This window comes from Parasphingorhabdus flavimaris (assembly GCF_013371215.1).
GTDB classification, from domain to species: Bacteria; Pseudomonadota; Alphaproteobacteria; order Sphingomonadales; family Sphingomonadaceae; genus Parasphingorhabdus; species Parasphingorhabdus flavimaris.
In genome coordinates this window covers 39,669-64,841 of record NZ_JABWMH010000002.1, presented here as the reverse complement: position 1 = coordinate 64,841, position 25,173 = coordinate 39,669, and the positions used below count along the sequence as shown (strand labels likewise).

Sequence of the window (25,173 nt, the reverse complement as noted above, 5' to 3'; positions counted from 1 at the left end):
CGGTATCAGTGCATCGAGAGGGAAACGTTCTTGGGCAGCGGCTTGAGGAACACGACAAGCGGCACCGTTATCACCGTCAACAGACCCATCACGAAGAACACGTCGTTATAGGTCATAACAAAGGCTTCACGTTGGATGGTCCGGTCCAGCACGGCCATTGCTTCATCCATACCGCCGAAGGTCCGCGCCAGCGAATCCAGGTAGCTCTGCAGCGAGACGCTGTTTGCATTCAGAGTTTCTTCCATCCGGCGGCTGTGATGCCAGGTGCGCTGGTCCTGGAACGAGGCGAGGCCCGCTAATGCGAATGACCCCCCCAGATTGCGCGCGGCATTGAAGATGCCCGAAGCATCGCCGGCTTCGTCCTTCGCCACCGAGGCAACAGTCGCCTGGTTGAGGAACATCATCGCCAGGATCATACCCACCCCGCGTATTAGCTGGCTTTCGGTAAACACTGCGCCACCGGATTCGGCTGTAAGGCTGGTGCTCACAAAACAGCTAAGGGCCATCAAGAGCATACCAGCCCCTACTGCGATGCGGATATCAACGCGACGGATCATGAAGGGTAGAACCGGCATCAACAGGAACGCCGGCACACCCATCCAGAAGATTACCAGCCCGGTCTGGAAGGCGTTGTAATCAGATATAATCGCCAGGAACTGTGGGATAACGTAGATCGAGCCATACATCACCATCCCCAACGCGAGCGCCATCACAGCGACGCTCCCGAATTGCCGACTTAAGAGTAGCCGGAGTTTAAGAACGGGTTTGGAGGCGTACAATTGACCGTAGATGAGGGACGCGAACCCGATTACAGTGATCAGGGTAAGCCATCGGATGAGAGAGGAATCGAACCATTCCTCGCGGTGGCCTTCCTCCAGCACGACCGTCAGTCCACCAAGCCCGAGAATCATGCCAAGGATACCGGCCCAGTCTGCCTGGGTCAGATATTCCCAGTTCGGCTTTTCGTGTGGCAAACCTACGAATAGGAGCAAGAGGAGGGTCGCGCAGACCGGGACATTGACAAAGAAGGCGTAGTGCCAACTAAGATTCTCAGTCAACCATCCGCCGATCAGCGGCCCCATGACCGGACCTAAGACGACGGTCATGCCGAACAGCGCCATACCGATGGGTTGCTGGTGGGGAGGCAGCCGCTTCGCCACGATCGTCATCGCAGTCGGAATCAGTACGCCGCCCATAAATCCCTGACCTGTACGACCGATAATCATAGTCGTCAGATCGGTCGCGATCCCGCATAGTATCGAGAAGCCTGTAAACGCAGTCACGGCGATGATGAGCAGCGTACGCAAGCCAAACAGGCGCTCCAGCCAGGCGCTGAGCGGGATGACGACAATCTCGGCGACGAGAAAGGAGGTAGCGATCCAGGTGCCCTCGGTACCGGTCGCCCCGATTTCGCCCTGAATGACGGGAAGCGCGGAATTGACGATTGAGATGTCCAAGGTCGCCAGCATAGCGCCGAGCGCGCCCGCCACCACCGCGACCCAGGCAGTGACGTCGGCATTCTGCGGCTTGGTTGGAGCACCGGTCGGGCCAGCTTGGGCAGGCGCTGCCTCGGTCATTCGGCAGCGCTCGAAATCTCTTCGAGTTCGCCGACGGCACCGCGGGTGTCGATGGTAGCGACGACCGACATGCCGGGCACGAGCAGGCGGCGCACTTCGGGTGCTGCGTCGATGGATATGCGGACCGGGATACGCTGGACGATCTTGGTGAAGTTCCCGGTCGCGTTTTCTGGTGGCAAAATCGAAAATTCGGCCCCGGTTCCGGGCGAGATGCTGTCCACCGTTCCAGCAATCTTGCCATCTGGCAATGCATCCACTTCGAGTCTGACCGGCTGACCCGGTCGCACGAGACCGACCTGCGTTTCCTTGAAATTGGCGGTAACGTAGATCTGGCTCACCGGCACCAGAGTCATGAGCCGCTGGCCGGGCTGGACGAACTGCCCGACCCGGACCGACAGGTCACCAATGCGCCCTGCCCTGCTCGCTTCCAGCCGGGTCGAAGAGACATTGAGGTCGGCAACATCGAGCTGCGCGCGAGCAGCATCGGCCTGTGCCCGGGTCTGCTCGATCTGCTCAAACAACGTGGCGCGGCGCCCTGTGGCGGCCGCGACCGCAGCCTGCGCGGAGGCAAGTTCGGCCCGAGCCTGCTGCGCTTGTGTCACGTACTGGTCGAGTTTTTCGCGCGGTTCCGCCCCGCTGGCGGCGAGCGGGCGATAGCGGTTCACCTGTTTGTTGGCAAGGTCTAGCGTCGCGCGCGCGACGGCCAATTGCGCGCGCGCCTGGCGGATCGCGGCGTTCTGTTCGCTCACCTGCGAGCGGATCGTGTCGGCACCGGCCACCGTGGCCGCGATCTGGGCGCGTGCCTGAGCGGCTTGGGCGCGGTAATCACGCAGGTCGAGCTGGACCAGTGCTTCGCCGCGGGCAACCTGTTGGTTTTCCGAAACCAGCACCGCATCGACGTATCCGGCCACCTTGGAAGAGACCACCACACTGTCCGCTGCAACGTAGGCATTGTCGGTTGACTGCATGTATTGCCCGTAGGTAACATAACGATAATACCACCAGGCACCTGCAAGAACGGCCACGATCACCGCCGCGAGGATGAACAGGCGTAGTTTCCTGTTGGAACGCGATCCCGCAGCCGGTTCATTGTCGCCCTCTACAGCTTCGGAAATATCCTTCATTTGTCCGCTCACTCTATCGATCCCGATTCATTTAACGGGTGAGTTAGAGATAGCCCTACAGATCGTAAAGCACTTTATTATATTTGTTTGGTGTTTCATACCAAGTTGGCTAAAGCAATCCCATGGCCATCTATGAACTCCAAGTGCGCGAATCGAAAGACCGTCGGGAGATAATCACTGACGATGATCGGATATCCAAGAACCTTGAAAAACTCCCGGACGCAACGGACTGAGCCAGATGCCCGGAGATTCGGAAAAACTCATAGGCGACCTTTCGCGATTGGCGGAACTCGGTCGAATTTTTGCCCGTCACGGTGCAATGAATCTGGGTAATGCCCTTGGAATTGCACCTTTTCCGGAAGAAGATGTCAGTCCAGAGCACTTGCGACCGAAATCAATGGTTGCCTTGCTGCGCGATATTGGCCCGATCGGTGTGAAACTCGGCCAACTTCTCGCAACGCGCGGCGATGTGTTCTCTGACGAGTGGATAGACGCCTTGGCCAGTCTTCAGGACCGGGTCGAGCCCCTGCCGTTTGACGCGATCGAGCCTGTTCTCGTCGCCAGTTGGGGCGAGAAGTGGGAGGAAGATTTCACGGCATTCGAGCGCGATCCGATGGCCTCCGCCTCTATCGCCCAAACCTATACGGCAACCTTGCTGAATAGCAGTGACGTGATCGTGAAGGTTCGACGGTCGGGCACTGCGGCCAGACTGGAAGCAGACATGCGCATACTGGTGCGGCTGGCGAAGCTATCCGAGCGGCGGTCGAGCGACATCGCCCGCTATCGTCCAGTCGAGTTCCTCCAGACCTTCGGCAAGAACCTGGCCCGCTAGATGGACCTCGCTGCAGAAGCGCGGGCCTGCGAGCGGATCGGCGGCTACCTTGAAACGCTGGGAGCGAAGTCCCCGGCGATACACTGGCATCTCACCGGCCTGCGGGTGAATGTGCTGGAACGCCTGTGTTGCATCGACCGGTTGAGATCGTACCGCATCGCAGATCGACCGTGTGGCGGAGAAGGCGCGAAACATCGTATTTGCCAAACGCTATGCCGATGCTGTGCTGCGGATGATGATCCTCAATGGCAAATTCCATGGCGACCCCCATCCCGGTAATATTTTCCGGATGGATGCTGACCAGGTTGGCTTCATCGATTTCGGCGCGGTCGGTTTTCTCAGCGGAGCGAGTCGGCAGGAAATCGTCCGTCTGATCCTCGCAATCGCCGACGAACAGGCGGAGGACGTTGCCGATCTGCTGCTCGACTGGGCCGGCAATCCGGCGGTGGATCGCGACCAGCTCGCCCTCGATCTGGACCATATCATCGAAGAATTTCGCGGCACGGTGCTGTCGGGGATCGAATTATCGGCGCTTTTCGACCGGGTTTTCGGCCTTCTGCGCGAATACAGCCTCGTCCTGCCGCCCGATCTTGCCATCCTGCTGCGCACACTGCTGACGACCGAAGGCCCTGTCCTCGCGTTCGCGCCAGACTACAACATTGCCGAAGAGACCAGACCCATCCTTATTGAACTGCTGTCGGAACGGTTCTCGTTCGGTGCGACCCGCAGCCAGCTCACCAAGCTGCGCCGCCGACTGTTCGGTCTTTCGGCTTCCCTGCCAGACCTAATCGGCAATGCCACCATTATCGCCCGATCTGGCTCGATTCCCGTGACCATCGACCCGACCAGTCGTGGGTGCTGGCAGGGATCACCCTAGCGCTCGCACTGATCGCATTGGTCCGGAAATGGAATTGAACCAGCCGACTGCCCATGTCTTAAAGCCAACACAAATAAGCGAAGATCAAACCGGAGAGAGAAATATGACCAGCCCGCAACCCGTCGATCCCGTCCCCGCAGCCACCATGTTGTTGCTGCGCGACGAGCCGGAATTCCAAGTGCTGATGGTAAAGCGGCACCACCAGATCGACTTTGCCTCCGGCGCGCTGGTCTTTCCGGGTGGGAAACCAGCTACGGGTGATGATGCTGCGCAATGGGCCGACCATTGCGCCGGCTGGGACACACTTGAACCGACACAGCGGACCCTGCGGATCGCCGCAGTTCGCGAAGCCTATGAGGAAGCGGGCATCCTGCTGGCCGATAAAAGCGATGGCAGCGCTTTCGAGGGTTCCTGCGACCCGGCAAGCCGCAAGGCGGTCGAACAAGGCGAACTCGCGTTCCTCGACGTGGTTCGTGAGGCCGATGTGCAATTGCGGCTGGACAGGCTTAGCGATTTCGCTCGGTGAATCACACCCACCTTCATGAACAAGCGCTTCGACACTTGGTTCTACGTCGCCCGCGCTCCCGAACGCCAGATCGCGGCGTGCGATGGCTACGAAACCGTGGATGCCGAATGGTTATCACCTGGCGGCGCACTGGCTATGGGCGAAGCCGGGGAGCGGACGATTATCTTTCCCACCAGGCTGAACCTGGAACTGCTGGCCCAGGCCAGCAGTGCGCAGGACTGCGTCGAACGTGCCGAAGCGCGCTTGATCGCGCCAGTCCTCCCGAAAATCGTTCAGCGTGACGGGAAGAACATTCTCACCATTCCCGAGAGTGCGGGTTATGGGGCAGCCAGTGAAGTAGTAGGTTGACGAGATTGCATTCCCGATAGCTCCTGAACGAATGGGTGTTCGAATGAAGGGCAAACAGTTCCGCCTATTCGCAGGCCGTCCAGCCCGGGCTGTTCTGATTGGACTCGGGGGCGGACAGAATTGACGGGGGAAGAATCAACCTGCTGAGAGGAAGGCAGAGGTTGGCAGCAAGTCGGTGCCGAACTCGCTTACGAAAGAAGTAGGCCCGAATGCATTTAAACCTCCACTGTGCTGTTCGACGGACAGTCTCAGCACCTGCGAAAAATGATCGGGCGGATGAGACGACCGCTCGGATCGTGGGCGCGAGAGTTGCGTGCCCACATGCCGCTTAGCTAGCCTTCCTCGCGCAGCTAGCGGCAGGCGAAAGCTCAGCGCGGTATTGAAGCGCTAAGAAGCGAGCATCTGGTTGAACCGCACGTGCTGCTTCAGGTAGTCAAGCGTGCTGTCGAACAATGCCTGCGCCAAATCGAGCATCTCGGCAGCAGCCTGCCACTGCCTCCATATGCCTTGGGTCCAGTGGGCGTGCCCAGCCCCGAGCACCAATATGACTCACGCCATTTTGTATGAAGAGGCGTTTCGTTTGTCGGAATTTTCAGGCCTGCTAGCAAGGTTGACCTTGCTCTTGAGTTCTTGCGGGAATTTTTCGCTAAGGAATTCGTGTACTTCTGTGCGAAACGCGTCGTCGTCCGCGTGGGTGTTCTCTTTCAGCTGGGTCGCCATCATGGTCTCCATCTGAGGATCAGGGTTGCTTCTCCATCGATTGGGCGAGGATTGCGAGATCTATCTCGATGGATCAATATTGCTGTTCGGGCACGTGAAGCACTAGGCCGTCCAGCATCGGCTTCATCGGAATCTGGCACGCGAGGCGGCTGTATTCTGTAGTGCCTTCGGCGAACTGCAGCAGTTCGGCTTCCATCCCGTCTTCCTGCAGCCGACCGACCTTGTCGATCCATTCGGGGTCGACATGAACGTGACAGGTCGCGCAGGCGCAAACGCCTCCGCAATCGCCGTCGATACCCGGCACGTCGTTGAACAATGCCGCTTCGCGCGCGGTTTCGCCTTTGTCGATCTCGACTTCCCGGCGCTCTCCGTCGCTCGCGACGAACGTTACCTTTACCATTTCTATCTCCGCAATATTTGGTTCGGACAATCAGCGGGCATGCAAACGCACCGGCAGATTGGTGATTCCCCGCACCAGATTTGAAAACAGGCGCTCAGGCTCGCCGGTCACTTCGACCCTTGAGAAACGCTTGTGAATCTCTTCCCAGATGATACGCAGTTGCAGTTCGGCGAGGCGGCTGCCCATGCAGCGATGAATTCCATAGCCAAAAGAGAGGTGATGGCGCGGATTTTTGCGGTCGATAATGAATTCGTCCGCTCGGTCGATGACGCTGCCGTCGCGGTTGCCGGAGAGATACCACATCACGACCTTGTCGCCCTTTTTAATCTGTTTGCCGCCGATCTCCCAATCCTGGAGCGCAGTGCGGCGCATATGGGTCAGCGGCGTCTGCCACCGGATGATTTCCGGCACCATGCTGCCAATGAGCGAAGGGTCGTCCGACAGCCTGCGATATTGATCGGGGTTCTCATTAAGAGCCAGCACGCCTCCGCTGATCGAATTGCGGGTCGTGTCGTTGCCGCCCACGATGAGCAGCAGAAGGTTACCCAGAAATTCCAGGAAGGGCATGTCCCTTGTCGCCGGGGAGTGCGCCATAATGGAGATCAGGTCGTTCTTTGGCTCCTCATTGATGCGCTGTTCCCACAGCCCCTTGAAATACATTGCGCACTCGATGAGCTCTTCGCGCCTCGCCTCGTAGGATTCGACGATGCCAGTTTCCGGCGCAGCCGTTGTGATGTCCGACCAGCGGGTGAGCTTGCGCCGTTCTTCCCAGGGAAAGTCGAACAGCGTCGCGAGCGTCATAGTGGTCAATTCGATCGAAACCTTGTCGACCCAGTCAATCTCCTCACCGACCGGCAGGTCGTCGAGAATCTTGGCGGCACGTTGGCGAATGATCGGTTCCAGCTGCTGCAAGTTGGACGGCGCGACCGAGGGCGTCACAGCCTTTCGCTGCTGATCGTGCTTGGGTGGATCCATGGCAATGAACATTTCCAGGTCAAGCGCACCCTCAACCGAATGCATGTCCTGAATCGCGATACCGCCAAGCTTCGCCTCGGACGAGAACACCTTGTGGTTGGTATCGACCGCCATGATGTCGTCGAACTTGGTGATCGACCAATAAGGGCCGACATAGCTGTCGCGGCAGTAATGAACCGGATCTTCCTTGCGCAGCCGATCAAAGAACAATCCGATGGTATCGTTCTGGAACAGGCTTGGCCGGGCAACGTCGATCTCTTCAATCGGAATCGCGGCGATCTTGTCTGCAGTATCCATTTCCATGATCTGGGTATTCATATCCTGTCTTCCTCTCCCGCAAGCAATCCTGCCCTAATCTTACAAAAATAATGGTCTAGCCGATTCTTGTCAAGAAAGCTTATAATATTTTCTACTTTTTACCCCACCCTATCGTTTCAAGGCCATTGACAGCGGGCATTGAACGCTTTTAAATGTTATACGACTTTAGCCAAGGGGCAACGATGCAGCCGCAGGTCGAAACAGTGAAGAAAACCAAGCGCGCCTTATCGCTCGCCCAGAACATCGTGCGCGACATCGAGGCGGGGGCGCATTCTCCTGGGGACCGGCTGCCGCACGAGGACGAGATGCTGGCGCGCTACGAGGTTGCCCGTGCGACCTTGCGCGAAGCCTTGCGCTTCCTGGAACTCCAGGGCGTGATCCACCTGCAACTGGGGCGCGGAGGCGGGCCGGTGGTGGCACGCCCGCAGACTGGTGATTTCGCCAATAGCCTGTCGCTGATCCTGCATTTCATGGAAGCGGACCTGCGCGGATTGCTGGAACTGCGCGAGGCGATTGCGCCCGATGTCGCTGCCTATGCCGCGCTGCGCGCGACCACGGGCGACCTGAGTGCACTTGCCGATTGCTTCAAAGAACTGGAGCGCAATGAAGCCGACAATAATTTCGAGGAACTGAACCGCCGTTTTCACGACCTGCTTGGCTGGGCAAGCGGCAATCCGCTCTTTGGCTTGCTAACCTCGACGATGCATTTGCTGACCCGCGAATTCTCGAACTCGCTGGGGTATTCGGCACAAGAGCGAGCGGTCCAACTACGATTTTTGCGCAGCGTTCTCGAATCGGTGCGCACTGGCGACCAGGCAGCTGCGCGGCAGGCGATGAGCCGCCTCGTCTCGGGCTCGGCATCCTATCTTGCGGAACGCAGCCCGGAACTGGTGTCCCAACGGGTCAAATGGGGGCAAATTTAGCAGTTGTAACCAATTGAAGCGTGCCAAAAGGCATCCATGCGGAGAGGAAGAGAAAATGGCACTGAGAAGCCGAATTTGTGAAATGCTGGGAATCGAATATCCGATCCTGCTGGCCGGCATGGGCGGTGCAAGCGTTCCGGCACTGGCCGCGGCAGTATCGAATGCGGGCGGGTTGGGCGTGCTGGGTGCGGCGGCGTGTTCGCCTGAACAGCTGCGCGACTGGATTCGTCAGACCCGCGAGCTGACCGACAAGCCCTTCGGCGTCGATACGCTGCTGCCCGCCTCGGTCACGCGCGGATCCGCACCGCAGAGCGGTGGCGCACCCGAAAATCCGATGGAACTGCTGGGCGAATACCAGCAGTTCACCCGCGATTTCATGGACCGCGAAGGCCTTCCTCAAGTTGATACTGAGGCGGCCATGCGGGCGGCTGGCGCCCCCGAAATGGGGAAAGGCGGGCCTCAGCTCTTCTCGAAGGAGTTCTTTGAAGCGCAGATGGAAGTGGTGATCGAGGAAAAAGTGTCCGTCTATGCTGCGGGTCTTGGCAATCCCGAACCGTGGATGGACCGCCTGCATGCCAATGGCACCAAGGTCATGGCGGTGATCGGCAAGGTTAAACATGCCGAGCAAGTGGTCGGTTCGGGCATCGACATGATTGTGGCGCAGGGTCACGATGGTGGCGGTCACAATTCGCCGATCGGCACCATCTCGCTCATCCCGCAAGTGGTCGATGCGGTAGGCGATCGCGTTCCCGTCATCGGTGCCGGCGGCATTTCGGATGGCCGCGGCGTTGCTGCCGCGATGATGCTGGGCGCCGAGGGCGCATGGATCGGAACGGCGTTCCTCGCGACCGAGGAAGCGGGTATCGAACACTTCCAGAAAGAAGCGATCACCGAAAGCGGCGAGGACGACACGGTGGTCAGCCGCTCTCTTACCGGCAAGCCTGCGCGCATGATTCGCAACAGATGGGCCGATGCATGGGTTGAGGCGGGCAAAGAGCCCCTCCCCATGCCGTACCAATCGATGATTTCCGGGCCGGTAATGGCCTCCGGCATCAAGGCGGAGCGAAAAGACGTTATTCCCGGTTTCGCAGGTCAGGGGATCGGACTGATCGACGCGATCCGTCCCGCCTCCGAGGTCATGCAGGATCTCGTCACGGGGGCCGAAGAGGCGCTTTCATCCGCCAAGTCCTACTCGTGAACCGCGACGGAGGTATTGTCATGAACGAAGTACCAAACTTGCCGCAAGGGCACGAATTGCGCCGCGGCATTCGCCCTGGAGAAGCCTTTTCGGCAATGCGCCGGCTGATAGCGGACAAGGAAGACACTTCGCAGGTATTTCGCATCGTCCAGGCGCTATCGGGCAATTCCTACTACCGCAACTTCCGCCGCTTCGCCGCCTCGCCGCAAGGGCAGACGATCCTGACGGAACGGGCCGATTTGCTCGGCACGCTCAGCGACCGGGAGCGTCTGGCGCGCTGCGCGCCGGGGACGCTTGGCCGCGCTTATCTCGATTTCGTCTATGGCGAGGGACTGACCGCTCAGGGCTTGGCCGAGGCGAGCGAGGCAAGCGGCATGGCAGAATTCAGCGATCCTGCGGTCACGCTCTATCGCCAACGTCTGCGCGATTCGCACGATCTGTTCCATGTGGTGACCGGTTATGGCCGCGATGCATTGGGCGAATTGTGCGTACTCTCTTTTGGCAATGCACAATTCTACAATCACGGCATCACCTTCATCGTTGCGGTCGGTATTCCCAAACTGCTGGCGGAGCAATGGCAGCTCCCCGTCGCGCGCGCCGCGTTTGAGGCGTGGCGACTGGGTCGCAAGGCAGCGGACCTGACCACTTTCTATTGGGAAAGGTACCTCGATCACCCGCTTGAGGAAGTGCGCCGCGATCTGAACCTCCAGCCCCCGGCAGTATATGTAGGCGTGCGTGATCTTTCACAGCGACTGGAGCGTGAGTTTCAGGCGCGCCGGCAAGGCGAGCTGCAGGCATGAACGGTCCCGCCGCCCTAAGCTTCAGCGACAGGTCCGCTATCACTGGCGTTGGCGAAACCGCTTTCGTCAAAGGCACCGAACGCACCGCAGTGGACATGATGCTGGAAGCATCGCGCCGCGCCATCGCGGATGCCGGGCTGAAACCTTCCGATATCGATGGCATGGTGCCGCCGCCGATCTATACGACGTCAGAGGAAATGGCCGCCAATCTGGGTATCGATGTGCTGCGCTATGCCGCCACAGTGCATATGGGCGGGGCCAGCCCGACTACGGCGCTGCAAAACGCGGCAATGGCGATCGCCAGCGGCCTGTGCGACCATGTGCTCATAACGCTGGGCTGGAACGGATATTCGGCGCTCAGGCCCAAGCCAGGTGCGCCGCCGACGCGGCCGATGAACATGAACACGCTGACCAACACGGTCAAAGGCTATTACAGTCCCTATGGCGTGTTTTTGCCGGTGCAAATGTATGCCTGGCTCGCGACCCGCCATTCAAAGCTTTACGGCGTCGGGCCTGACGCAATGGCGGCCGTCGCGCTGGCCTGCCGCCGCCATGCGCAGATGAATCCGCAGGCCTTTACCTATGGGCGCGAGCTGGACGCGGAAACCTATCACTCGGCGCGGTTGATTTCCGAACCTTTCCGCCTTTACGATTGCTGCCTGGAAACCGACGGAGCCTGCGCGGTCGTCGTCTCGCGGATGGACCGGGCAAAAGACATGCCGCATGTCCCCGTCAGCATTGCGGGCGCAGCCGAGGGACATCCCTATCCGGCCGACGACATTCCTTCCCGGCCCGATCCGTTCAAAATCGGCCTCAGCTATGCCGCCCCGCGCGCCTTCGACATGGCGGGCGTTCGCCGCGAGGACATGGATTTCCTGCAGATCTACGACTGCTTTACTTATGTCGTCCTGCTACAGCTCGAAGCGCTGGGTTATTGCGAACCGGGCGGACAGGGTGAATTTGTCGCCGACGGGCAGATCGAGCTGGGCGGGCGCTATCCGGTCAACACCCATGGCGGCCTGCTGAGCGAAGCGCATGTCTGGGGCCTCAACCACGTGGTCGAGGCGGTGCGTCAACTGCGCCACGATTGCGGCGAACGCCAGGTCGAAGGCGCGCAGACCGGGCTGGTCACCGGCTGGGGCGACTTGGGCGATGGCAGTATCGCTATCCTGAGGAGGTTTGCATGAGCGACGAGAAGAATCTTCCGCCCAAAATGCGTGCCTCGGCGCAGAAGGCGCCGCCAAAGCCGCAACCGCGCCCGCAGGATCCGGTGGAACAGGAATTCTGGAACCGTTGCCAGGACGGCAATCTCTATTTCCAGCGCTGCGGCGAATGTGGCACCTTCCGCCACCTGCCGCGCTACATGTGCGCAAAATGCGGCTCGCCCGACTTTTCTTGGGAGCAAAGCAGCGGAAAAGGTACGCTGTTTTCCTGGACGGTCACACATCAGGCTCTGCACCCTGCCTTTGCCGCTGACATTCCGTTCGTCTCGGCGGTGGTGGAACTGGAAGAAGGCGTCCGCATGGCCACGCGTCTGATCGATTGCGACCGCGACAAGCTAGAGCTGGACCTTCCGGTAACGCTCGATTTCGAACTGATCGGCGCGGATTTCCGCCTGCCGGTTTTCCGCCCCGATACGAACCTACCCCACGAAGGATAAGCACGAAATGGATCTCGAATATGGACCCGAATATGACGCTTTCTGCGAGGAAGTGCGACAATTCTTAAAGACGTACGGGAATCGTGCGCCAGCCGAGCAGGGCCGGGCCGCCCGCCCCTGTCCCGAGGCGGTCGAGTGGCAAAAGCTGCTGATCGAACATGGCTATACCGCGCGCACGATCCCCACGGAATACGGGGGTTACGGGGCCGAGCCCGACATTCTCAAATCGCGAATCATCGCCGAGGAATTCGCGCGCGCCGGCATTCCCGGCGGACTTGCCAACCAAGGCATATCGATGCTGGTCCCTACACTGCTGGAACTGGGAACTGAGGCACAGAAACGCCAGTGGGTCGAGCCGACGCTGAAAGGCGAGGTCGTATGGTGCCAGGGCTATTCCGAGCCCGGCGCGGGATCGGACCTTGCCAGCCTGAAAACCAGCGCGCGGATCGAAAACGGCGAATTCGTGATCAACGGCCAGAAGATCTGGACCAGCACGGCCAAGCAGGCGGACATGATCTTCTGCCTGGTCAGGACCGAACCTGACGCGCCCAAGCACGGCGGCATTTCCTATCTGATATTCTCGATGGATACGCCGGGGATTGAGGTGCGTCCGCTCAAGACCATGACCGGTCACGCCGAATTTAACGAGACGTTCTTCACCGACGTGCGGGTGCCGATGGACCAGATCGTCGGCCAGCGTGGTCAAGGCTGGTTCGTCGCCAATGCGACACTGGGTCACGAACGCGGCATGCTGGGCGATCCCGATGCGCTGGAAAACCGATTTCAGGCACTGGTCAAGCTAATGCAGAAAGAACGTGTCGGCCAAGGCCGCGCGATCGACAATGCCGTGCTGCGCGACCGGTTGGCGGCGCTTCAGGCCGAAGTTGCAGCGATGAAATACAACGGAATGCGTATCCTTTCGGACAATCTGAAGGGCGAACCCGGCGGCATGGCCAAGCTGATTGTCAAGCTGCAAAGCTGCGAACTGGCGCATCAGATATCGGCTCTGGCGATCGACGCCATGGGCGAGATCGGCATCCTTTATCACGGTAGCAATCGCGAGCGCGAAGGAGGCGCGTGGCAGTGGAACTACATGTTCCAGCTGGGCCTTATCATCGGTGGAGGTACCGCGCAGATCCAGAAGAACATCATCGCCGAACGCGGTCTCGATATGCCGCGCGAACCTAAGCTGGCCAAACCTGCGCCGGCCGAACAGGGCGCCGCCGTCGCGGCCCGCCAGAAACAGGGAGCCGCCTGATGGATTTCGGACTGTCGCAAGACCAGCAGATGCTGCGCGATACAGTCGCGCGATGCCTCGCCGACACCTGCCCGCTCGACCATGTGCGTGAGTGCGCCGAAGGCGAAGCTTCTTACAGCGAAAAGGTGCAGTCTGCACTGAGCGAACTGGGCATCACAGGAATGATGGTTCCCGAACAGCATGGCGGCCTCGGTATGACCTTGCTAGATGCAGCTATTGTGGCCGAACAGCTTGCCTATGCGGTCGCTCCGGTGCCGTTTCTCGCCAGCCATGTGCTTGCACCCATCGCGCTGGCGCAAGCCGGCAACGAGCAGCAGCAGGCTGAGTGGTTGCCTCAGATCGCCAGCGGCAAAGCGCAGATCGCCGTTGCCATTGCCGAGACTATTGAGGCGCGCGACGGGGCGGGCGTAACCTGCAACAGCGGCAAGCTGGACGGCACGGCGCTGTTCGCACTCGATTTCACCGGCGCCGAGGCCTTCCTGGTGGCCGATACCGCGGGGCGGATGCACTTCGTCCCCGCCGATGCACCGGGGCTGGAGAAAATCCCGCTGACGACGATCGACCGCACCCGCAGCGTAGGGGAAATGCGGTTCGAGACCGTTGCGGCCGAACCACTGGCCAACGATGGCGGAGCGACTGCGGCACGGCTGCGCGATGCGGGCCGGGTGATCCTGGCCGCTGACAGCCTCGGCGCGGGTCAGGCCATGATTGAGAAGGCGGTCGATTATGCCGGACAGCGCGAACAATTCGGGCGGATCATTGGCAGCTTTCAGGCGGTCAAGCATATGTGCGCGGAAATGGCAGCCCGTCACGAACCATGCCGCTCCCTGATTTGGTACGCAGCGCATGCTTTCGACGCGGCGTCGGATGAAGCCACGCTCGCCGCGTGCCATGCGAAATCGCATACCGGCGAGGTGTATCGCTTCGTCGCGCGCACTTCCACCGAAGTGCATGGCGGGATGGGCTTCACCGACCTGCTTGGGCTCCATTATTGGTTCAAGCGGATCGGTTTCGATCGCCAGGTTCTTGGCGGCCCCGAAGCGGTGAGAGCCGAAGCAGCAGCGCGGCAGGGGTGGACCCGGGCAGCGTGATTTAAGTAGCTGCGGGGACGCCGCGAGACAAGCGGCGCCCCGCCAAGAGATGAGATGGAAACGTGATCGACTGGAACCTTGGCGACATTCTTGATGCTATCGAACCGGCCATGCCGAAGGATGCGCCCGCGCTGATCCATGGCGACCGGATCATCACATGGCCGGAAATGTCAGTCCGTTCGAACAATCTCGCGCGCAACCTGCGGGAACGCGGTGCCGTCGACGGAGCGAAGGTGGCGTTCTACATGCGAAACCGTCCCGAATACGGCGAGCTGATGGCGGCCTGCTTCAAGGGTCGGCTCACGCATGTGAACATCAATTATCGCTACGTGCCCGAAGAAGTATTCTACATCTTCGACGATTCCGACAGCGAGGTGATCGTCTACAGCTCCGAATTTCGCGACTATATCCTTGAGCTGAAGGACCGGCTTGAGAAGGTCCACACTTTCGTCGAGATCGGTGATGCGTCGGAAATCGCCCCTTTCGCCGTTCCCTATGAACATCTCACGACGCAGGGAGACGGTTCGCCTCTAGGCATCGAGCGCTCACCAGGCGATCTGCTGTTCATCTATACCGGCGGCACCACCGGCATGCCCAAGGGCGTGATGTGGCGGCACGACGACATGCGCAAGGCGCAGCTCGACGCGCAAAAGCTGCTCGGCCCGGTGCCGCAGTCGCACGAAGAAAACGTCGCGCTGATCAAGAGCCAGGGGCCGGGACGCCGCACCCTCCCCTCCTGCCCGCTGATGCACGGCACAGGCTTTATCACCGGGATCGGCGCGCTGATGTCGGGCGGTGCAATCGTTACACTCTCCGACCCGTCATTCGATGCCGAAGAGTTGTGGGAGACGGTCGAGAAACACAAGGTCGAGAGTATCGCAATCGTGGGTGACGCTTTCGCCAAGCCGATGCTTCGCGCCCTCGACGAACATCCCGGCCGCTGGGATACCAGCAGCCTCGTGTCGATCATCTCGTCCGGCGTGATGTGGAGCAAGGAGGTCAAGGCCGGTCTTTGCAAGCACATTTCTCAAGTCATCCTGATGGACAGTTTCGGCGCTTCCGAAGGCCTCGGCTACGGCCTTTCGGTCACCACCGCGCAAGGCGGCACCAACACCGCCAAATTCGGCATCGGCGAGTTCTGCGACGTGTTCGACGAGAACGACCAGACGGTCGAACCGGGCAGCGGCGTGCCCGGCTTTATCGCGCGCAAGGGTGCGATCCCGGTCGGCTATTACAAGGACCCCGAAAAGTCGGCCAAGACTTTCAAGACAATCGACGGTGTGCGTTACTCGATACCGGGCGACTGGTGCCACGTGGAGACCGATGGCAGCCTGACCCTGCTCGGCCGGGGCAGCGTGTGCATCAACACCGCTGGTGAAAAGGTCTATCCCGAAGAAGTCGAAGAAGTGCTGAAGACCCACCCCGCCATCGCCGATGCGCTGGTGGTCGGCGTGCCGGACGAAAAATGGGGTCAAGCGGTAACCGCCGTGGTTCATCTCGACAAGCAGGCTGAATTTGATGAGCAAGCTGTAAAGGATCACGTCCGCCAGCAGCTGGCGGGATATAAAACGCCCAAGGCGATCCATCCTACCGACACGCCTCTGCGCGCCTCGAACGGAAAGGCGGATTACGCAGCGGCAAAGAAAATTGCGGAAGGCAGCAGGGCGGCAGCGTGAGCGGCAAGACCACGCCAGACTATGACGCGGTGATCGTCGGTGCCGGTTTCAGCGGCATCTACCTGCTTCACAAACTGCGCGAGGCCGGGTTCAATATCCTGCTGGTCGATGCTGCCGCCCAGCCCGGCGGCATCTGGTACTGGAACCGCTATCCGGGCGCGCGGGTCGATTCGCAGGTTCCGCTTTACGAATTCTCACTCCCAGATATATGGCAGACATGGTCTTGGACCGAGCGCTTTCCCGGATGGGAAGAGCTGCGCACCTATTTTCGTCATGTCTGCGATACCCTCGATCTGTGGCCGCACATGCGTTTGGGCACGAGGGTCGAAAGCGCGCGCTTCGCCGAAAAGGCATCGCTCTGGCGCCTGCATCTGGACGGTGGGGACACGGTGACAGCGCGGTTTCTCCTGCCGGCTCTCGGCTTCGCGTCGAAGCCTTATGTCCCCGACATTCCCGGCCTCGACACCTTCGCTGGCGAATGGTGCCACACCGCGCGCTGGCCTCAGGAAGGCATTGATCTGGCAGGCCGCAAGATTTGCCTGATCGGCACCGGCGCCAGCGGTGTGCAGGTGGCACAGGAGGCAGCAAAATCAGCAGACCGGCTGACACTGTTTCAGAGGACGCCGATCCTGGCCCTTCCCATGCGCCAGGAGACAATGACCGAGGAAGGGCAGGTGTGCGAAAAGCAGGGGTATCCGGCCATTTTCGAACAACGCAAGCAGACCAGCGGGGGTTTTGAATACCAGTCGCTGGAAAAATCGGCACTTGAGGTTAGCGATGAGGAGCGCACCGCACATTTCGAGCATCTCTGGCAGCGCGGCGGTCTAAAATTTTGGTATCACAATTTTGCGGATATGCTCACCAACCGCGAAGCAAACCGCTACGCTTATGATTTCTGGCGCGACAAAGTCCGGGAGCGGATCGTCGATCCGGCGCTTGCGGAAAAACTTGCTCCTGCCGAGCCGCCCCACCCCTTCGGCACCAAGCGGCCATCGCTGGAACAGAATTATTACGAGATTTTTGCGCAGGAAAATGTCGCGCTCGTCGATCTGAAGGAAACGCCGATCGTCCGGATCAGCGCGGACCGTATCGAAACTCAGGATGGGGCGTTTGACTGCGATCTGATCGTCTTTGCAACAGGCTTCGATGCCGGACGCGGCGGACTGATCGACATGAATATAACCGGGCTGGGCGGGCTCGGTTTGGCACAGGCCTGGAACGATGGCTTGCGCGCCTATCTGGGCATGTCCGTGACGGGCTTTCCCAATATGCTGTTTTCTTACGGTCCCCTGAGCCCATCAGGTTTTGCGAACGGCCCAACGAGCGCTGAGATACAAGGCGACTGGATTTGCGACTTTCTGATATGGCTGAGGCAAGGCGGGATCAAGCTCTTCGATGCCGAACCGCAGGCCGAGACGACCTGGACCGAAATAGTCGCCCAAGCTGGCGCGATGACACTCTTTCCCGAAGCGGACTCCTGGTACATGGGCGCAAACATCCCGAGCAAGAAGCGCCAGCTTATCAATTTCCCAAGCGTGGTTGGCTATGCCGCCGTATGCGACGACGTAGCGCAAAATGCCTATCGCGGATTCGCCACCTAAAAACTCACCAACAAGGAACCTTTCGCGCAATGAATGAAATGACCCCTGTAAACAACCTTCCGACTGACATCGATTCCTTGTGGGCCGGGGACGGTTCGCACCTGCCCGAATGGTTCATAGCAGCACTGAACGTGCCGCGCGAAGAAGCTTATGTAGAGATTTCCGGTGCCAAGGTGCACTATCTCCGCTGGGGCAGCCCCGATAAGCCCAAATTGCTAATGACACATGGCTTCCTCGCCCATGCCCGCTGCTTCGCTTTTATTGCGCCGTTCTTCGCGGAAGAATATGATGTCGTGGCATTCGATTTGGCGGGTATGGGGGACAGCGAAATGCGGGGGGCAGCTGACACGGCGGCCCGCGGGAGGGAATTCACCGAGGTTGCCGAGGCCCTGAACATGTTTGCGGATGGCCAAAAGCCAACGATCATCGCGCACAGCTTCGGTTCGGGTGCCGCGCTGACAGCCGTGACCCAGTCGCCCGACGCCTTTGCTGGAGTGGTCGTATGCGACCTTATGATCATGCGCCCTGAATTGCTTGAAAAATACTGGAAGAACGATCGGTCGAGCCCGGGATCAGGGAATCCGGACAAGCCCAACAAGCGCTATCCCAGCTATGAAGCAGCGCGTGCGCGCTACATCCTATCGCCGCCTCAGCCCGCCGAGGAGCCATTCCTGCTAGATTATATTGCGTATCATTCGCTGAAGCATAAAAGAGGCAGTTGGACGTGGAAATTCTCACCAGAGGTTTTCCGGCGGAGCAATAGGCCCGAGGAGTGGCTGAACATGGGTAAGCGGCTGGTGCAAGCGCCGGGCCGCAAAGCAATCGTGCACGGCGGTAACAGTCTGCTCTTCTCACAGGATTCTGCCGATTACATCCGCGAGATGGGTGGAAACGACATCCCGATAATAGCCATACCGGAAGCCCGCCACCACCTGATGCTCGATCAGCCATTGGCCTTTGTCGCAGCTCTCAGGAGCGTTCTTTCTTTTTGGAAAAGCTCCCACGAACGCTAACCGCAATGTTAGAATGACCTGTCATATCTTCGATGAATTGGGTGGTCGAGAATACCAAATATGAATTTTGATACCTTGATTTGAAGCTAGGTGTTTAGTCTAGGCATTTGATGAGTTGGATTAAGTGTAAATCTGTTTGGTTCAGTTGTCCACATTTTGCAGATGTATTCGAAGGGTGTGAGTCTCTTGAGGGTCTTCAGCCGCCGACCATAATTGTAGGCGTCAATGAAGTCGTTGAGATGCGCGGTCAGCTGGGCATGGCTGTCATAATTGTCAACGGCGGAGTAAAATCAGGCCATATGGCGGCGCAAAAGTAGACCAGTTTTTGGTTGAGCGTGATGGGTGCAAAATGGCGGCGGCCAGTCAGCCGCGCTCCCCAAATAGCTGGCGGTTGACTGGCCGCTTTGGCCCGTCAGGGCCAAATCTGGATTGGCTGGATCAGGTGGCGGCTTTTGCCTTCCGGGCACGGCTTTGGCCGAGTCGATAGCTGTCGCCATTCATCTCGAGGATGTTGACGTGGTGGGTCAGCCGATCGAGCAGTGCTCCGGTCAGACGTTCGGTGCCGAAGGTTTCGGTCCATTCGTCGAATGGCAAATTGCTGGTTATCATCGTGGAGCCGCGCTCATAGCGCTGCGAGATCAGTTCGAACAAGAGCTCTGCACCGGTCTTGGACAATGGCACAAAGCCCAACTCGTCGATGATGAGCAGCTTGACCGCGGCCAGCTGCTTTTGCAGGCGGAGCAGACGGCGCTCGTCTCGGGCTTCCATCATCTCGTTGACCAGCGTCGCGGCGGTGGTGAAGCTGACCGAGAGGCCCTTCTGGCAGGCAGCCAGCCCAAGTCCGAGGGCGACATGGGTCTTGCCTGTGCCGCTCGGGCCAAGGGCGATGACATTCTCGCGCCGGTCGATCCATTCGCAGCGGGCCAGTTCCAGCACCTGCATCTTGTTCAGCTTTGGGATCGCCTTGAAGTCGAAGCTGTCGAGGCTCTTGGTGGCCGGGAATTTCGCGGCCTTGATACGGCGTTCGATCATTCTGCGCTCGCGATCGATCAGCTCCAGCTCGACCAGACGTCCCAGGAACTGGACATGATCCAGCCCCTCGGCGGCGCACTGGCGCGCGAGCTTTTCATACTCGCGCAGGAATGTCGGCAGCTTCAGCGTCTTCAGATGATCGGCCAGCAGGATCTTCGGCGCGTCGGTCATTCCGCCGCCTCCGTCATCAGGGCCATGTAGCTGGCGGCCGATGTGGTCTCGACATTGGCGCGCGGCAGGTAGGGATAGACATCGAGGTCGAGCTTCGGCGGCCGTTTCTCGACATGGCAGAGAACAAGGTGCTTGACGGCATCAAAGCCAATTGCCCCCAATTGCAGGGCCTTCTTCACGGCGGCATGCAGATCGTCGATGTCGAAGGTCTCGAGCAGGCGCAAAACCTGCACGTACTCGCGGCGTCCGGCCTTGATCATCCGCGCCTCCATCAGGCGGCGCAGTGTTGCGAACTCGGGCGGCAGGCTCCATTCAGCCAAGGGAGCTGCTTGGTCCAGGGCGTTGATCTTGCGCTCGATCAGCGGAAGGTAATGCAGCGGATCGAAGACCATGTCCTCGCGGTCGTAGCAGCGGGGATGGCGTGTGATGACTTCGCCGCTGCAGCCAATAACCACCTCGTCGACATAGCCCCTGATCCAGACGTCGCGGTGGCCGTAAGCGACCGGTACCGAGTAATCGTTGGTTTTGTAGCGCACCAGCGCCTGCGAACTGACCCTTCCGGTTGCCTGGTCACAGGCATCGAACGGTGCCGCAGGAAGGCCGGTCATCGCCGCCAGATCCCGCGCGAGGCGTTGACCGATCGTCTCGGACTGGCCCCGCAGGACATCCGCCTGACGTTCGCGGCACTGCTCCTCCAAATAGGCGTTGAACGCCTCCCAGCTCGCAAACCGCGGGATCGGTACCATGAAGTTGCGGCGGGAATAGCCGACCAGCCCTTCCGCGTTACCCTTGTCGTTGCCCTTGCCGGGGCGGCCGTAGCGATCGCGGAACAGGTAGTGCGACAGGAACCCGCTGAAGAGCGTGGCCCGCTTACGCGTTCCGTTCGGAAGAATCTTCGCAACCAGGCAGCGGTCGTTGTCGTAGAGGATCGATATCGGCACCTTGCCGAAGAACGCGAAGGCGTGGACGTGGCCATCAACCCAGGCTTCCGCCGTTGCCGCCGGATAGGCCCGCACAAAGCAGGCATCACTGTGCGGCAGGTCCATGACGAAGAAATGCGCCTTCTGCTCGACACCGCCAATGATGACAACCGCCTCGCCGAAATCGGCCTGGGCATGGCCGGGCCGATGGACCAGCGGCACGAACATCTCGCGACCGCGCCGTTCGCGCTCCCGCATGTAGTCCTTCACGATCGTGTAGCCGCCGGTGAACCCGTGTTCATCGCGGAGCCGGTCGAACACCCGCTTCGCTGTGTGCCGCTGCTTGCGATGAACCCCCAGATCGCCGTCCAGCCAGCCGTCGATAATCCCAGTGAAGCCATCCAGCTTCGGTCGCTTGACCGGTGCCGATCGCCGGTAACCCGGCGGAACCGAGAACGCCATCATCTTGGCTACACTGTCGCGCGAGATGTTGAAATGCCGCGCTGCCTCCCGCTGGCTCATGCCCTCAGCACAGGCCAGCCGAACCTTCCGATATAAATCCACAGTAAAAATCCTCCCGCCCTCCCTGTCGCCAGAAAGGGTAAAGGTGGACGACTTTTACACCGCCCGCAGCAAGCTCATCCCGCCGCTACCGTGGCCGACTTTTGCACCGCCGTTCTCACGCGTGAATATGGCATAAGCACTATCCTCCAGAAAATGACTTCGCCTGCGAGCCGGTCATTTTCTGGAGGATAGTGCTGAGCAAACAATAACGGCTGAAGTCTTCTACCAGCTATAAGCTGGTGAGTTTCCTTCAAAGGTGAGACATTAAAATTACAAAATATGGCCCTGCCGAGAAATCGGCAGGGCTTTTTTGTAGCAAAATTGCATCAATTTGCCTGTGTATCGTGCTAAAATGGAGCAAAACTAGATGTTTCACGATTTGAGCCTGGACTTAATCGAGCGATTAGTTAAGTAATAACGGAATGGGGGGGGGGGTGCGTAAAAATATCACTCTCCGATAAAATGTTGGGATTTGGGAGAGAGAAATGCGTAAATCGTTATTATTAGCCGCCACAGCTATATCTACAATGTCCGTACCTGCCATGGCGCAGGACCGTGATGATGGTACCATTGATAGCAATGTCATTATCGTGACCGCGCAGAGGCAGGCACAAAGTGCTCAGGATGTACCGATTGCGGTTTCCGCATTTTCCGGGGCAGCCTTGGAAGCCCAACAGATCGAGAACAGTTCCGATCTCCAGCTAACGCTCCCGAACATCACCTTTACCAAAACCAATTTTGTCAGTTCCAGTTTTACAATTCGCGGGATCGGCGATCTTTGTGTCGGCGCGTCGTGTGATCAGGCAACCGCCATTCACCTGAACGATTCGCCTCTTTTCGCGACGCGACTTTTTGAAACAGAATTTTTCGATCTCGAACGCGTCGAAGTGCTGCGCGGTCCGCAAGGCACGTTGTTCGGACGCAATGCGACCGCGGGTGTGGTCAATGTTGTCACTGCCAAGCCACAAATGGGAGAGTTCAAGGCATCCGGCGATGCCGAATATGGCAATTATAACGCGATCAAAGTCAAGGGCATGGTCAACATTCCCATCGGTGACAATATCGCATTCCGTGGTGCCGGCGTTTATGTAAAACGCGATGGTTATACCACCAATCTTAACGGCGGCCCTGATCTTGATGACCGGGATATGTATTCGGTGCGTGGTTCGCTGCGTTTCGAACCAACTGCGGATACGACGATTGACCTTTATGCTTCATATTTCCGCGAAGATGACAATCGTATGCGGATTCAGAAGCAATATTGTCAACGTGACCCTACAGGTATTTTGGGTTGTCTGAACAGTTCTCGCAATGCAGAATCGTTCAACGCGAACTCGACTATTGCGGCTACATTATCGTCGCGCGAATTCCTTGCAACTCAGGGTATTCCAACGGCTTTTGCTCTCGGTAGTCTTTACGGTCCAGACCAATATGCAGGTGTTTCCGTTCCCGCGGATCCGCGGACGGTCAACACGGCCTTCACGCCGGAATATTTTGCCAGCGAGTTGACGTTCCAGGGCAAGATCGAACATGACTTCGGGCCGATCAGCGCGCAACTTTCCGGTACCTACCAGAAGGTCAAGCTGGATTCTCGGCAGGACTATAACAACAATATTGGCCGTAGGGATATTTATGCAACTGGATTAAACACGCTTGCTGCAGCTGCAGCTGGTGCGATCCCAGGTCTTCCTGCAGCTTATTTTGCACCTCTTGCTTCTGCGATCATTCCGGATGGACCGAACGGCGTGCTTTGTACTTCAGATACTGATACCACCGGTCTCGGGGTATTTGGGGGCAACAGCATTTGCGACGCAACACCGCTTCAATTTGACCGGTCGAATCTGGATAACAGCAGTTGGTCCGTCGAGGCGATCATCTCAAGCGATCTGGATGGTCCGTTCAACTTCCTGGTCGGCGGTATTTATGCCGACTCTCATCTGACCGAGAACAGCTATTATGTGAACGCCTTCGGGCTCGATTATGGGGCAGGTTTGCTCGGTAGCTTCATTTCGCTTGCCGATGGCTTGCCGCCTTCATTCCTCGGCACGCCATATTATCGCAACCATTCGGATGATCTGACGGTCAAATCCTATGGCCTGTTCGGCGAAGTCTATTTCGATATCAGCGACAAGCTGAAACTGACGGGTGGACTGCGTTACAACAACGACAAGAAAAAAGTTAGAGCGCGTACAACGCTGGCAGACTTCCTTGTGCCATATAGTCAAACAACCGATGCGTTTGAATCACCATTCGTCGGATCTTTGGATGCCGATCCAGGTATACCCGGTAATCAACTTTTCCAGAATCGGGAGGTCAAGTTCAATGAAATCACTGGCCGTGCGGTGCTTGATTATAAAATCACCGACGACAATCTGATCTATGCATCCTATTCTCGCGGTTATAAGTCAGGTGGTATAAATCCGCCACTGCAGCCAATTTTCGCAGCTCCGGAATCCTTCCGGCCCGAGCAGGTCGATGCGTTTGAAATCGGATCGAAAAATACATTTGGCGATGGGGCTCTGCAACTCAACCTGACTGCATTCTACTATAAATATAAGGGTTTGCAGCTCAGCAAGATTGTTGCTCGGACCGCTGTAAACGAAAATATCGATGCCGATATTTACGGTGCGGAAGTCGAGGCAGTCATTCGTCCTGATCCGGACTGGATGATCAACATGGGCTTCAGCTATCTGCACACCAAGGTCAAGGGCGATACGTTTAACAGCGATCCGCGCGATTTTGGCGGAGGCCGGTCGGATGCGGTCATCATCCAGGATATTACCAATGCATCCAATTGTGCGGTGGCTTCCACGTCCGGAAATGCAGCTGGTGTAAATGCTTTTGTCAACACGATAAATGGTGCGATCAATGCCGGTCTGGTGCCGGGACTTGCACCTGGAGCAGGCCTGCAACCAACCACGGCATTCCCTGCTGATGGTGGCATTGCTTCAACCGGTGCCTTTGGTATTTGCGCTGTGCTGGACGCAGCGGCCCAAGGAGCTTTTGCTGGTGCAGGCGTTGTTCCGGCAGCCTTTGGCGGGATCGAGTATTTCTCTGCCGGTGTTCCCAAGAACATTCGTGGGAACCAGTTGCCACAGGCACCTCAGCTGAAATTCTCCACTGGCGTGCAATATACCATGAACTTTGACAATGGCATGAGTCTGGTCCCGCGTGTTGACCTTGCTTATACCGGTGAAAGTTTCGGCAGTATCTTCAACGGCAATGTCAACCGGATCAAAGGTTATGCGCAAGCAAACGCCCAGATTCAGTTGAACGGTACGGATGACCGCTGGTATGTTCGTGGATTTGTCCAGAATATTTTCGACAGCAACTCGGAGACCGGACTATATGTCACCGATCAGTCGTCGGGCTTGTACACGAATATCTTCTCACTTGAGCCACGCCGCTATGGTATTGGAGCTGGCTTCAAGTTCTGATCTGAAGCGACCATGATATGAAGAAAGCCCTGCCGGGAAACCGGCGGGGCTTTTTTTGATCATCTAAGATGCCTTTTGGCGAAAGCGCGACCTGATCCGGATTTTAGATATATCTCGAAATTGGCAGCCATT

General features: G+C 58.5%; 22 protein-coding genes and 1 pseudogene. 15 read left to right on the top strand and 8 right to left on the bottom strand.

The genetic code is table 11. The annotated features are described in order from the left end of the window. Nucleotides 1-5 precede the first annotated feature (5 nt). Entirely contained in the window at nt 6-1,577 is a 1,572-nt protein-coding gene (locus tag HUO14_RS05005) for an MDR family MFS transporter (RefSeq protein WP_100092232.1), read from the bottom strand. Beyond that, nucleotides 1,574-2,713, bottom strand: coding sequence for an HlyD family secretion protein (locus HUO14_RS05000; RefSeq protein WP_343046057.1), 1,140 nt, complete (start codon nt 2,711-2,713; stop codon nt 1,574-1,576). Before HUO14_RS05000 ends, HUO14_RS05005 begins: the two co-directional genes overlap by 4 nt. A gap of 268 nt (nt 2,714-2,981) precedes the next feature. On the opposite strand from HUO14_RS05000, the gene HUO14_RS16265 reads away from it, so the two are divergent. The 4 genes from HUO14_RS16265 (at nt 2,982) to HUO14_RS16160 (ending at nt 5,284) form a co-directional block, all read left to right on the top strand. Beyond that, nucleotides 2,982-3,533, top strand: a complete 552-nt coding sequence (locus tag HUO14_RS16265; protein WP_246255333.1) for an AarF/UbiB family protein — start codon at nt 2,982-2,984, stop codon at nt 3,531-3,533. 172 nt (nt 3,534-3,705) lie between these two features. After that, nucleotides 3,706-4,410, top strand: a complete 705-nt coding sequence (locus HUO14_RS16260; RefSeq protein ID WP_240616810.1) for an AarF/UbiB family protein — start codon at nt 3,706-3,708, stop codon at nt 4,408-4,410. Nucleotides 4,411-4,513: 103 nt separating this feature from the next. Beyond that, nucleotides 4,514-4,936, top strand: coding sequence for an NUDIX hydrolase (locus tag HUO14_RS16165; protein ID WP_206169917.1), 423 nt, complete (start codon nt 4,514-4,516; stop codon nt 4,934-4,936). A 15-nt stretch (nt 4,937-4,951) separates the two neighbouring features. Then, nucleotides 4,952-5,284 (top strand): NUDIX hydrolase, encoded by a 333-nt coding sequence (locus HUO14_RS16160; protein ID WP_206169918.1) that lies wholly within the window; start codon nt 4,952-4,954, stop codon nt 5,282-5,284. A 549-nt stretch (nt 5,285-5,833) separates the two neighbouring features. On the opposite strand, the gene HUO14_RS04985 is transcribed toward HUO14_RS16160, so the two are convergent. The 3 genes from HUO14_RS04985 to HUO14_RS04975 all read right to left on the bottom strand — a co-directional run bounded on the left by HUO14_RS04985 (nt 5,834) and on the right by HUO14_RS04975 (nt 7,697). Beyond that, nucleotides 5,834-6,004 carry a hypothetical protein gene (locus HUO14_RS04985; RefSeq protein ID WP_173203626.1) on the bottom strand — a complete coding sequence of 57 codons (171 nt, stop codon included), beginning with the start codon at nt 6,002-6,004 and terminating at the stop codon, nt 5,834-5,836. Between the two features lie 73 nt (nt 6,005-6,077). Further along, nucleotides 6,078-6,404 carry a 2Fe-2S iron-sulfur cluster-binding protein gene (locus tag HUO14_RS04980; RefSeq protein WP_100092235.1) on the bottom strand — a complete coding sequence of 109 codons (327 nt, stop codon included), beginning with the start codon at nt 6,402-6,404 and terminating at the stop codon, nt 6,078-6,080. A gap of 30 nt (nt 6,405-6,434) precedes the next feature. Further along, entirely contained in the window at nt 6,435-7,697 is a 1,263-nt protein-coding gene (locus HUO14_RS04975; RefSeq protein ID WP_100092236.1) for a cytochrome P450, read from the bottom strand. Between the two features lie 182 nt (nt 7,698-7,879). Between HUO14_RS04975 and HUO14_RS04970 the strand changes: the two genes are divergently transcribed. The 10 genes from HUO14_RS04970 (at nt 7,880) to HUO14_RS04925 (ending at nt 18,917) form a co-directional block, all read left to right on the top strand. Continuing rightward, nucleotides 7,880-8,620, top strand: coding sequence for a FadR/GntR family transcriptional regulator (locus tag HUO14_RS04970; RefSeq protein ID WP_100092237.1), 741 nt, complete (start codon nt 7,880-7,882; stop codon nt 8,618-8,620). A gap of 55 nt (nt 8,621-8,675) precedes the next feature. Next, the gene (locus HUO14_RS04965; RefSeq protein ID WP_100092238.1) at nt 8,676-9,818 is read left to right on the top strand and encodes an NAD(P)H-dependent flavin oxidoreductase; all 1,143 of its coding nucleotides are present in this window, start codon (nt 8,676-8,678) and stop codon (nt 9,816-9,818) included. A gap of 20 nt (nt 9,819-9,838) precedes the next feature. Then, entirely contained in the window at nt 9,839-10,618 is a 780-nt protein-coding gene (locus tag HUO14_RS04960; protein WP_240616811.1) for a ubiquinone biosynthesis protein COQ4, read from the top strand. Then, nucleotides 10,615-11,805 carry a thiolase C-terminal domain-containing protein gene (locus tag HUO14_RS04955; protein ID WP_100092240.1) on the top strand — a complete coding sequence of 397 codons (1,191 nt, stop codon included), beginning with the start codon at nt 10,615-10,617 and terminating at the stop codon, nt 11,803-11,805. Before HUO14_RS04960 ends, HUO14_RS04955 begins: the two co-directional genes overlap by 4 nt. Next, nucleotides 11,802-12,278 carry a Zn-ribbon domain-containing OB-fold protein gene (locus tag HUO14_RS04950; protein ID WP_100092241.1) on the top strand — a complete coding sequence of 159 codons (477 nt, stop codon included), beginning with the start codon at nt 11,802-11,804 and terminating at the stop codon, nt 12,276-12,278. Before HUO14_RS04955 ends, HUO14_RS04950 begins: the two co-directional genes overlap by 4 nt. Nucleotides 12,279-12,285: 7 nt before the next feature. Next, nucleotides 12,286-13,536 carry an acyl-CoA dehydrogenase family protein gene (locus tag HUO14_RS04945; protein WP_100092242.1) on the top strand — a complete coding sequence of 417 codons (1,251 nt, stop codon included), beginning with the start codon at nt 12,286-12,288 and terminating at the stop codon, nt 13,534-13,536. Further along, nucleotides 13,536-14,627, top strand: coding sequence for an acyl-CoA dehydrogenase family protein (locus tag HUO14_RS04940; protein ID WP_100092243.1), 1,092 nt, complete (start codon nt 13,536-13,538; stop codon nt 14,625-14,627). The genes HUO14_RS04945 and HUO14_RS04940 overlap by 1 nt, the downstream gene beginning before the upstream one ends. Nucleotides 14,628-14,689: 62 nt before the next feature. Further along, a complete protein-coding gene (locus tag HUO14_RS04935) occupies nt 14,690-16,303 on the top strand; it encodes an acyl-CoA synthetase (protein WP_176278813.1) in 1,614 nt (537 codons plus the stop codon). Beyond that, on the top strand, nt 16,300-17,904 hold the full coding sequence (locus tag HUO14_RS04930; RefSeq protein ID WP_100092245.1) for a flavin-containing monooxygenase: 1,605 nt from the start codon (nt 16,300-16,302) through the stop codon (nt 17,902-17,904). The genes HUO14_RS04935 and HUO14_RS04930 overlap by 4 nt, the downstream gene beginning before the upstream one ends. A 29-nt stretch (nt 17,905-17,933) precedes the next feature. After that, a complete protein-coding gene (locus HUO14_RS04925) occupies nt 17,934-18,917 on the top strand; it encodes an alpha/beta fold hydrolase (RefSeq protein ID WP_100092246.1) in 984 nt (327 codons plus the stop codon). An 86-nt stretch (nt 18,918-19,003) separates the two neighbouring features. Here the strand turns inward: HUO14_RS04925 and HUO14_RS04920 are convergent. From HUO14_RS04920 to istA, 3 genes and pseudogenes are all read right to left on the bottom strand, one after another. Then, nucleotides 19,004-19,189 (bottom strand): annotated as a pseudogene (locus HUO14_RS04920) (IS3 family transposase); the annotation flags it as partial. 166 nt (nt 19,190-19,355) lie between these two features. Then, nucleotides 19,356-20,120 (bottom strand): IS21-like element helper ATPase IstB, encoded by a 765-nt coding sequence (gene istB, locus HUO14_RS04915; RefSeq protein ID WP_100092247.1) that lies wholly within the window; start codon nt 20,118-20,120, stop codon nt 19,356-19,358. Then, nucleotides 20,117-21,604 (bottom strand): IS21 family transposase, encoded by a 1,488-nt coding sequence (gene istA, locus HUO14_RS04910; protein ID WP_176278812.1) that lies wholly within the window; start codon nt 21,602-21,604, stop codon nt 20,117-20,119. The genes istB and istA overlap by 4 nt, the downstream gene beginning before the upstream one ends. 527 nt (nt 21,605-22,131) lie before the next feature. Here istA and HUO14_RS04905 point away from each other — a divergent pair. Beyond that, complete coding sequence (locus HUO14_RS04905; RefSeq protein WP_246255331.1) at nt 22,132-25,041, top strand: TonB-dependent receptor; 2,910 nt, start codon at nt 22,132-22,134, stop codon at nt 25,039-25,041. Nucleotides 25,042-25,173: the final 132 nt, after the last annotated feature.

Coding starts and splice junctions, on each gene's coding strand:
- HUO14_RS05005 (WP_100092232.1), bottom strand. CDS start 1,577: ATGACCGAGGCAGCGCCTGCCCAAGCTGGCCCGACCGGTGCTCCAACC.
- HUO14_RS16165 (WP_206169917.1), top strand. CDS start 4,514: ATGACCAGCCCGCAACCCGTCGATCCCGTCCCCGCAGCCACCATGTTG.
- HUO14_RS16160 (WP_206169918.1), top strand. CDS start 4,952: ATGAACAAGCGCTTCGACACTTGGTTCTACGTCGCCCGCGCTCCCGAA.
- HUO14_RS04985 (WP_173203626.1), bottom strand. CDS start 6,004: ATGGCGACCCAGCTGAAAGAGAACACCCACGCGGACGACGACGCGTTT.
- HUO14_RS04980 (WP_100092235.1), bottom strand. CDS start 6,404: ATGGTAAAGGTAACGTTCGTCGCGAGCGACGGAGAGCGCCGGGAAGTC.
- HUO14_RS04975 (WP_100092236.1), bottom strand. CDS start 7,697: ATGAATACCCAGATCATGGAAATGGATACTGCAGACAAGATCGCCGCG.
- HUO14_RS04970 (WP_100092237.1), top strand. CDS start 7,880: ATGCAGCCGCAGGTCGAAACAGTGAAGAAAACCAAGCGCGCCTTATCG.
- HUO14_RS04965 (WP_100092238.1), top strand. CDS start 8,676: ATGGCACTGAGAAGCCGAATTTGTGAAATGCTGGGAATCGAATATCCG.
- HUO14_RS04960 (WP_240616811.1), top strand. CDS start 9,839: ATGAACGAAGTACCAAACTTGCCGCAAGGGCACGAATTGCGCCGCGGC.
- HUO14_RS04955 (WP_100092240.1), top strand. CDS start 10,615: ATGAACGGTCCCGCCGCCCTAAGCTTCAGCGACAGGTCCGCTATCACT.
- HUO14_RS04950 (WP_100092241.1), top strand. CDS start 11,802: ATGAGCGACGAGAAGAATCTTCCGCCCAAAATGCGTGCCTCGGCGCAG.
- HUO14_RS04945 (WP_100092242.1), top strand. CDS start 12,286: ATGGATCTCGAATATGGACCCGAATATGACGCTTTCTGCGAGGAAGTG.
- HUO14_RS04940 (WP_100092243.1), top strand. CDS start 13,536: ATGGATTTCGGACTGTCGCAAGACCAGCAGATGCTGCGCGATACAGTC.
- HUO14_RS04925 (WP_100092246.1), top strand. CDS start 17,934: ATGAATGAAATGACCCCTGTAAACAACCTTCCGACTGACATCGATTCC.
- istB (WP_100092247.1), bottom strand. CDS start 20,120: ATGACCGACGCGCCGAAGATCCTGCTGGCCGATCATCTGAAGACGCTG.
- HUO14_RS04905 (WP_246255331.1), top strand. CDS start 22,132: ATGTCCGTACCTGCCATGGCGCAGGACCGTGATGATGGTACCATTGAT.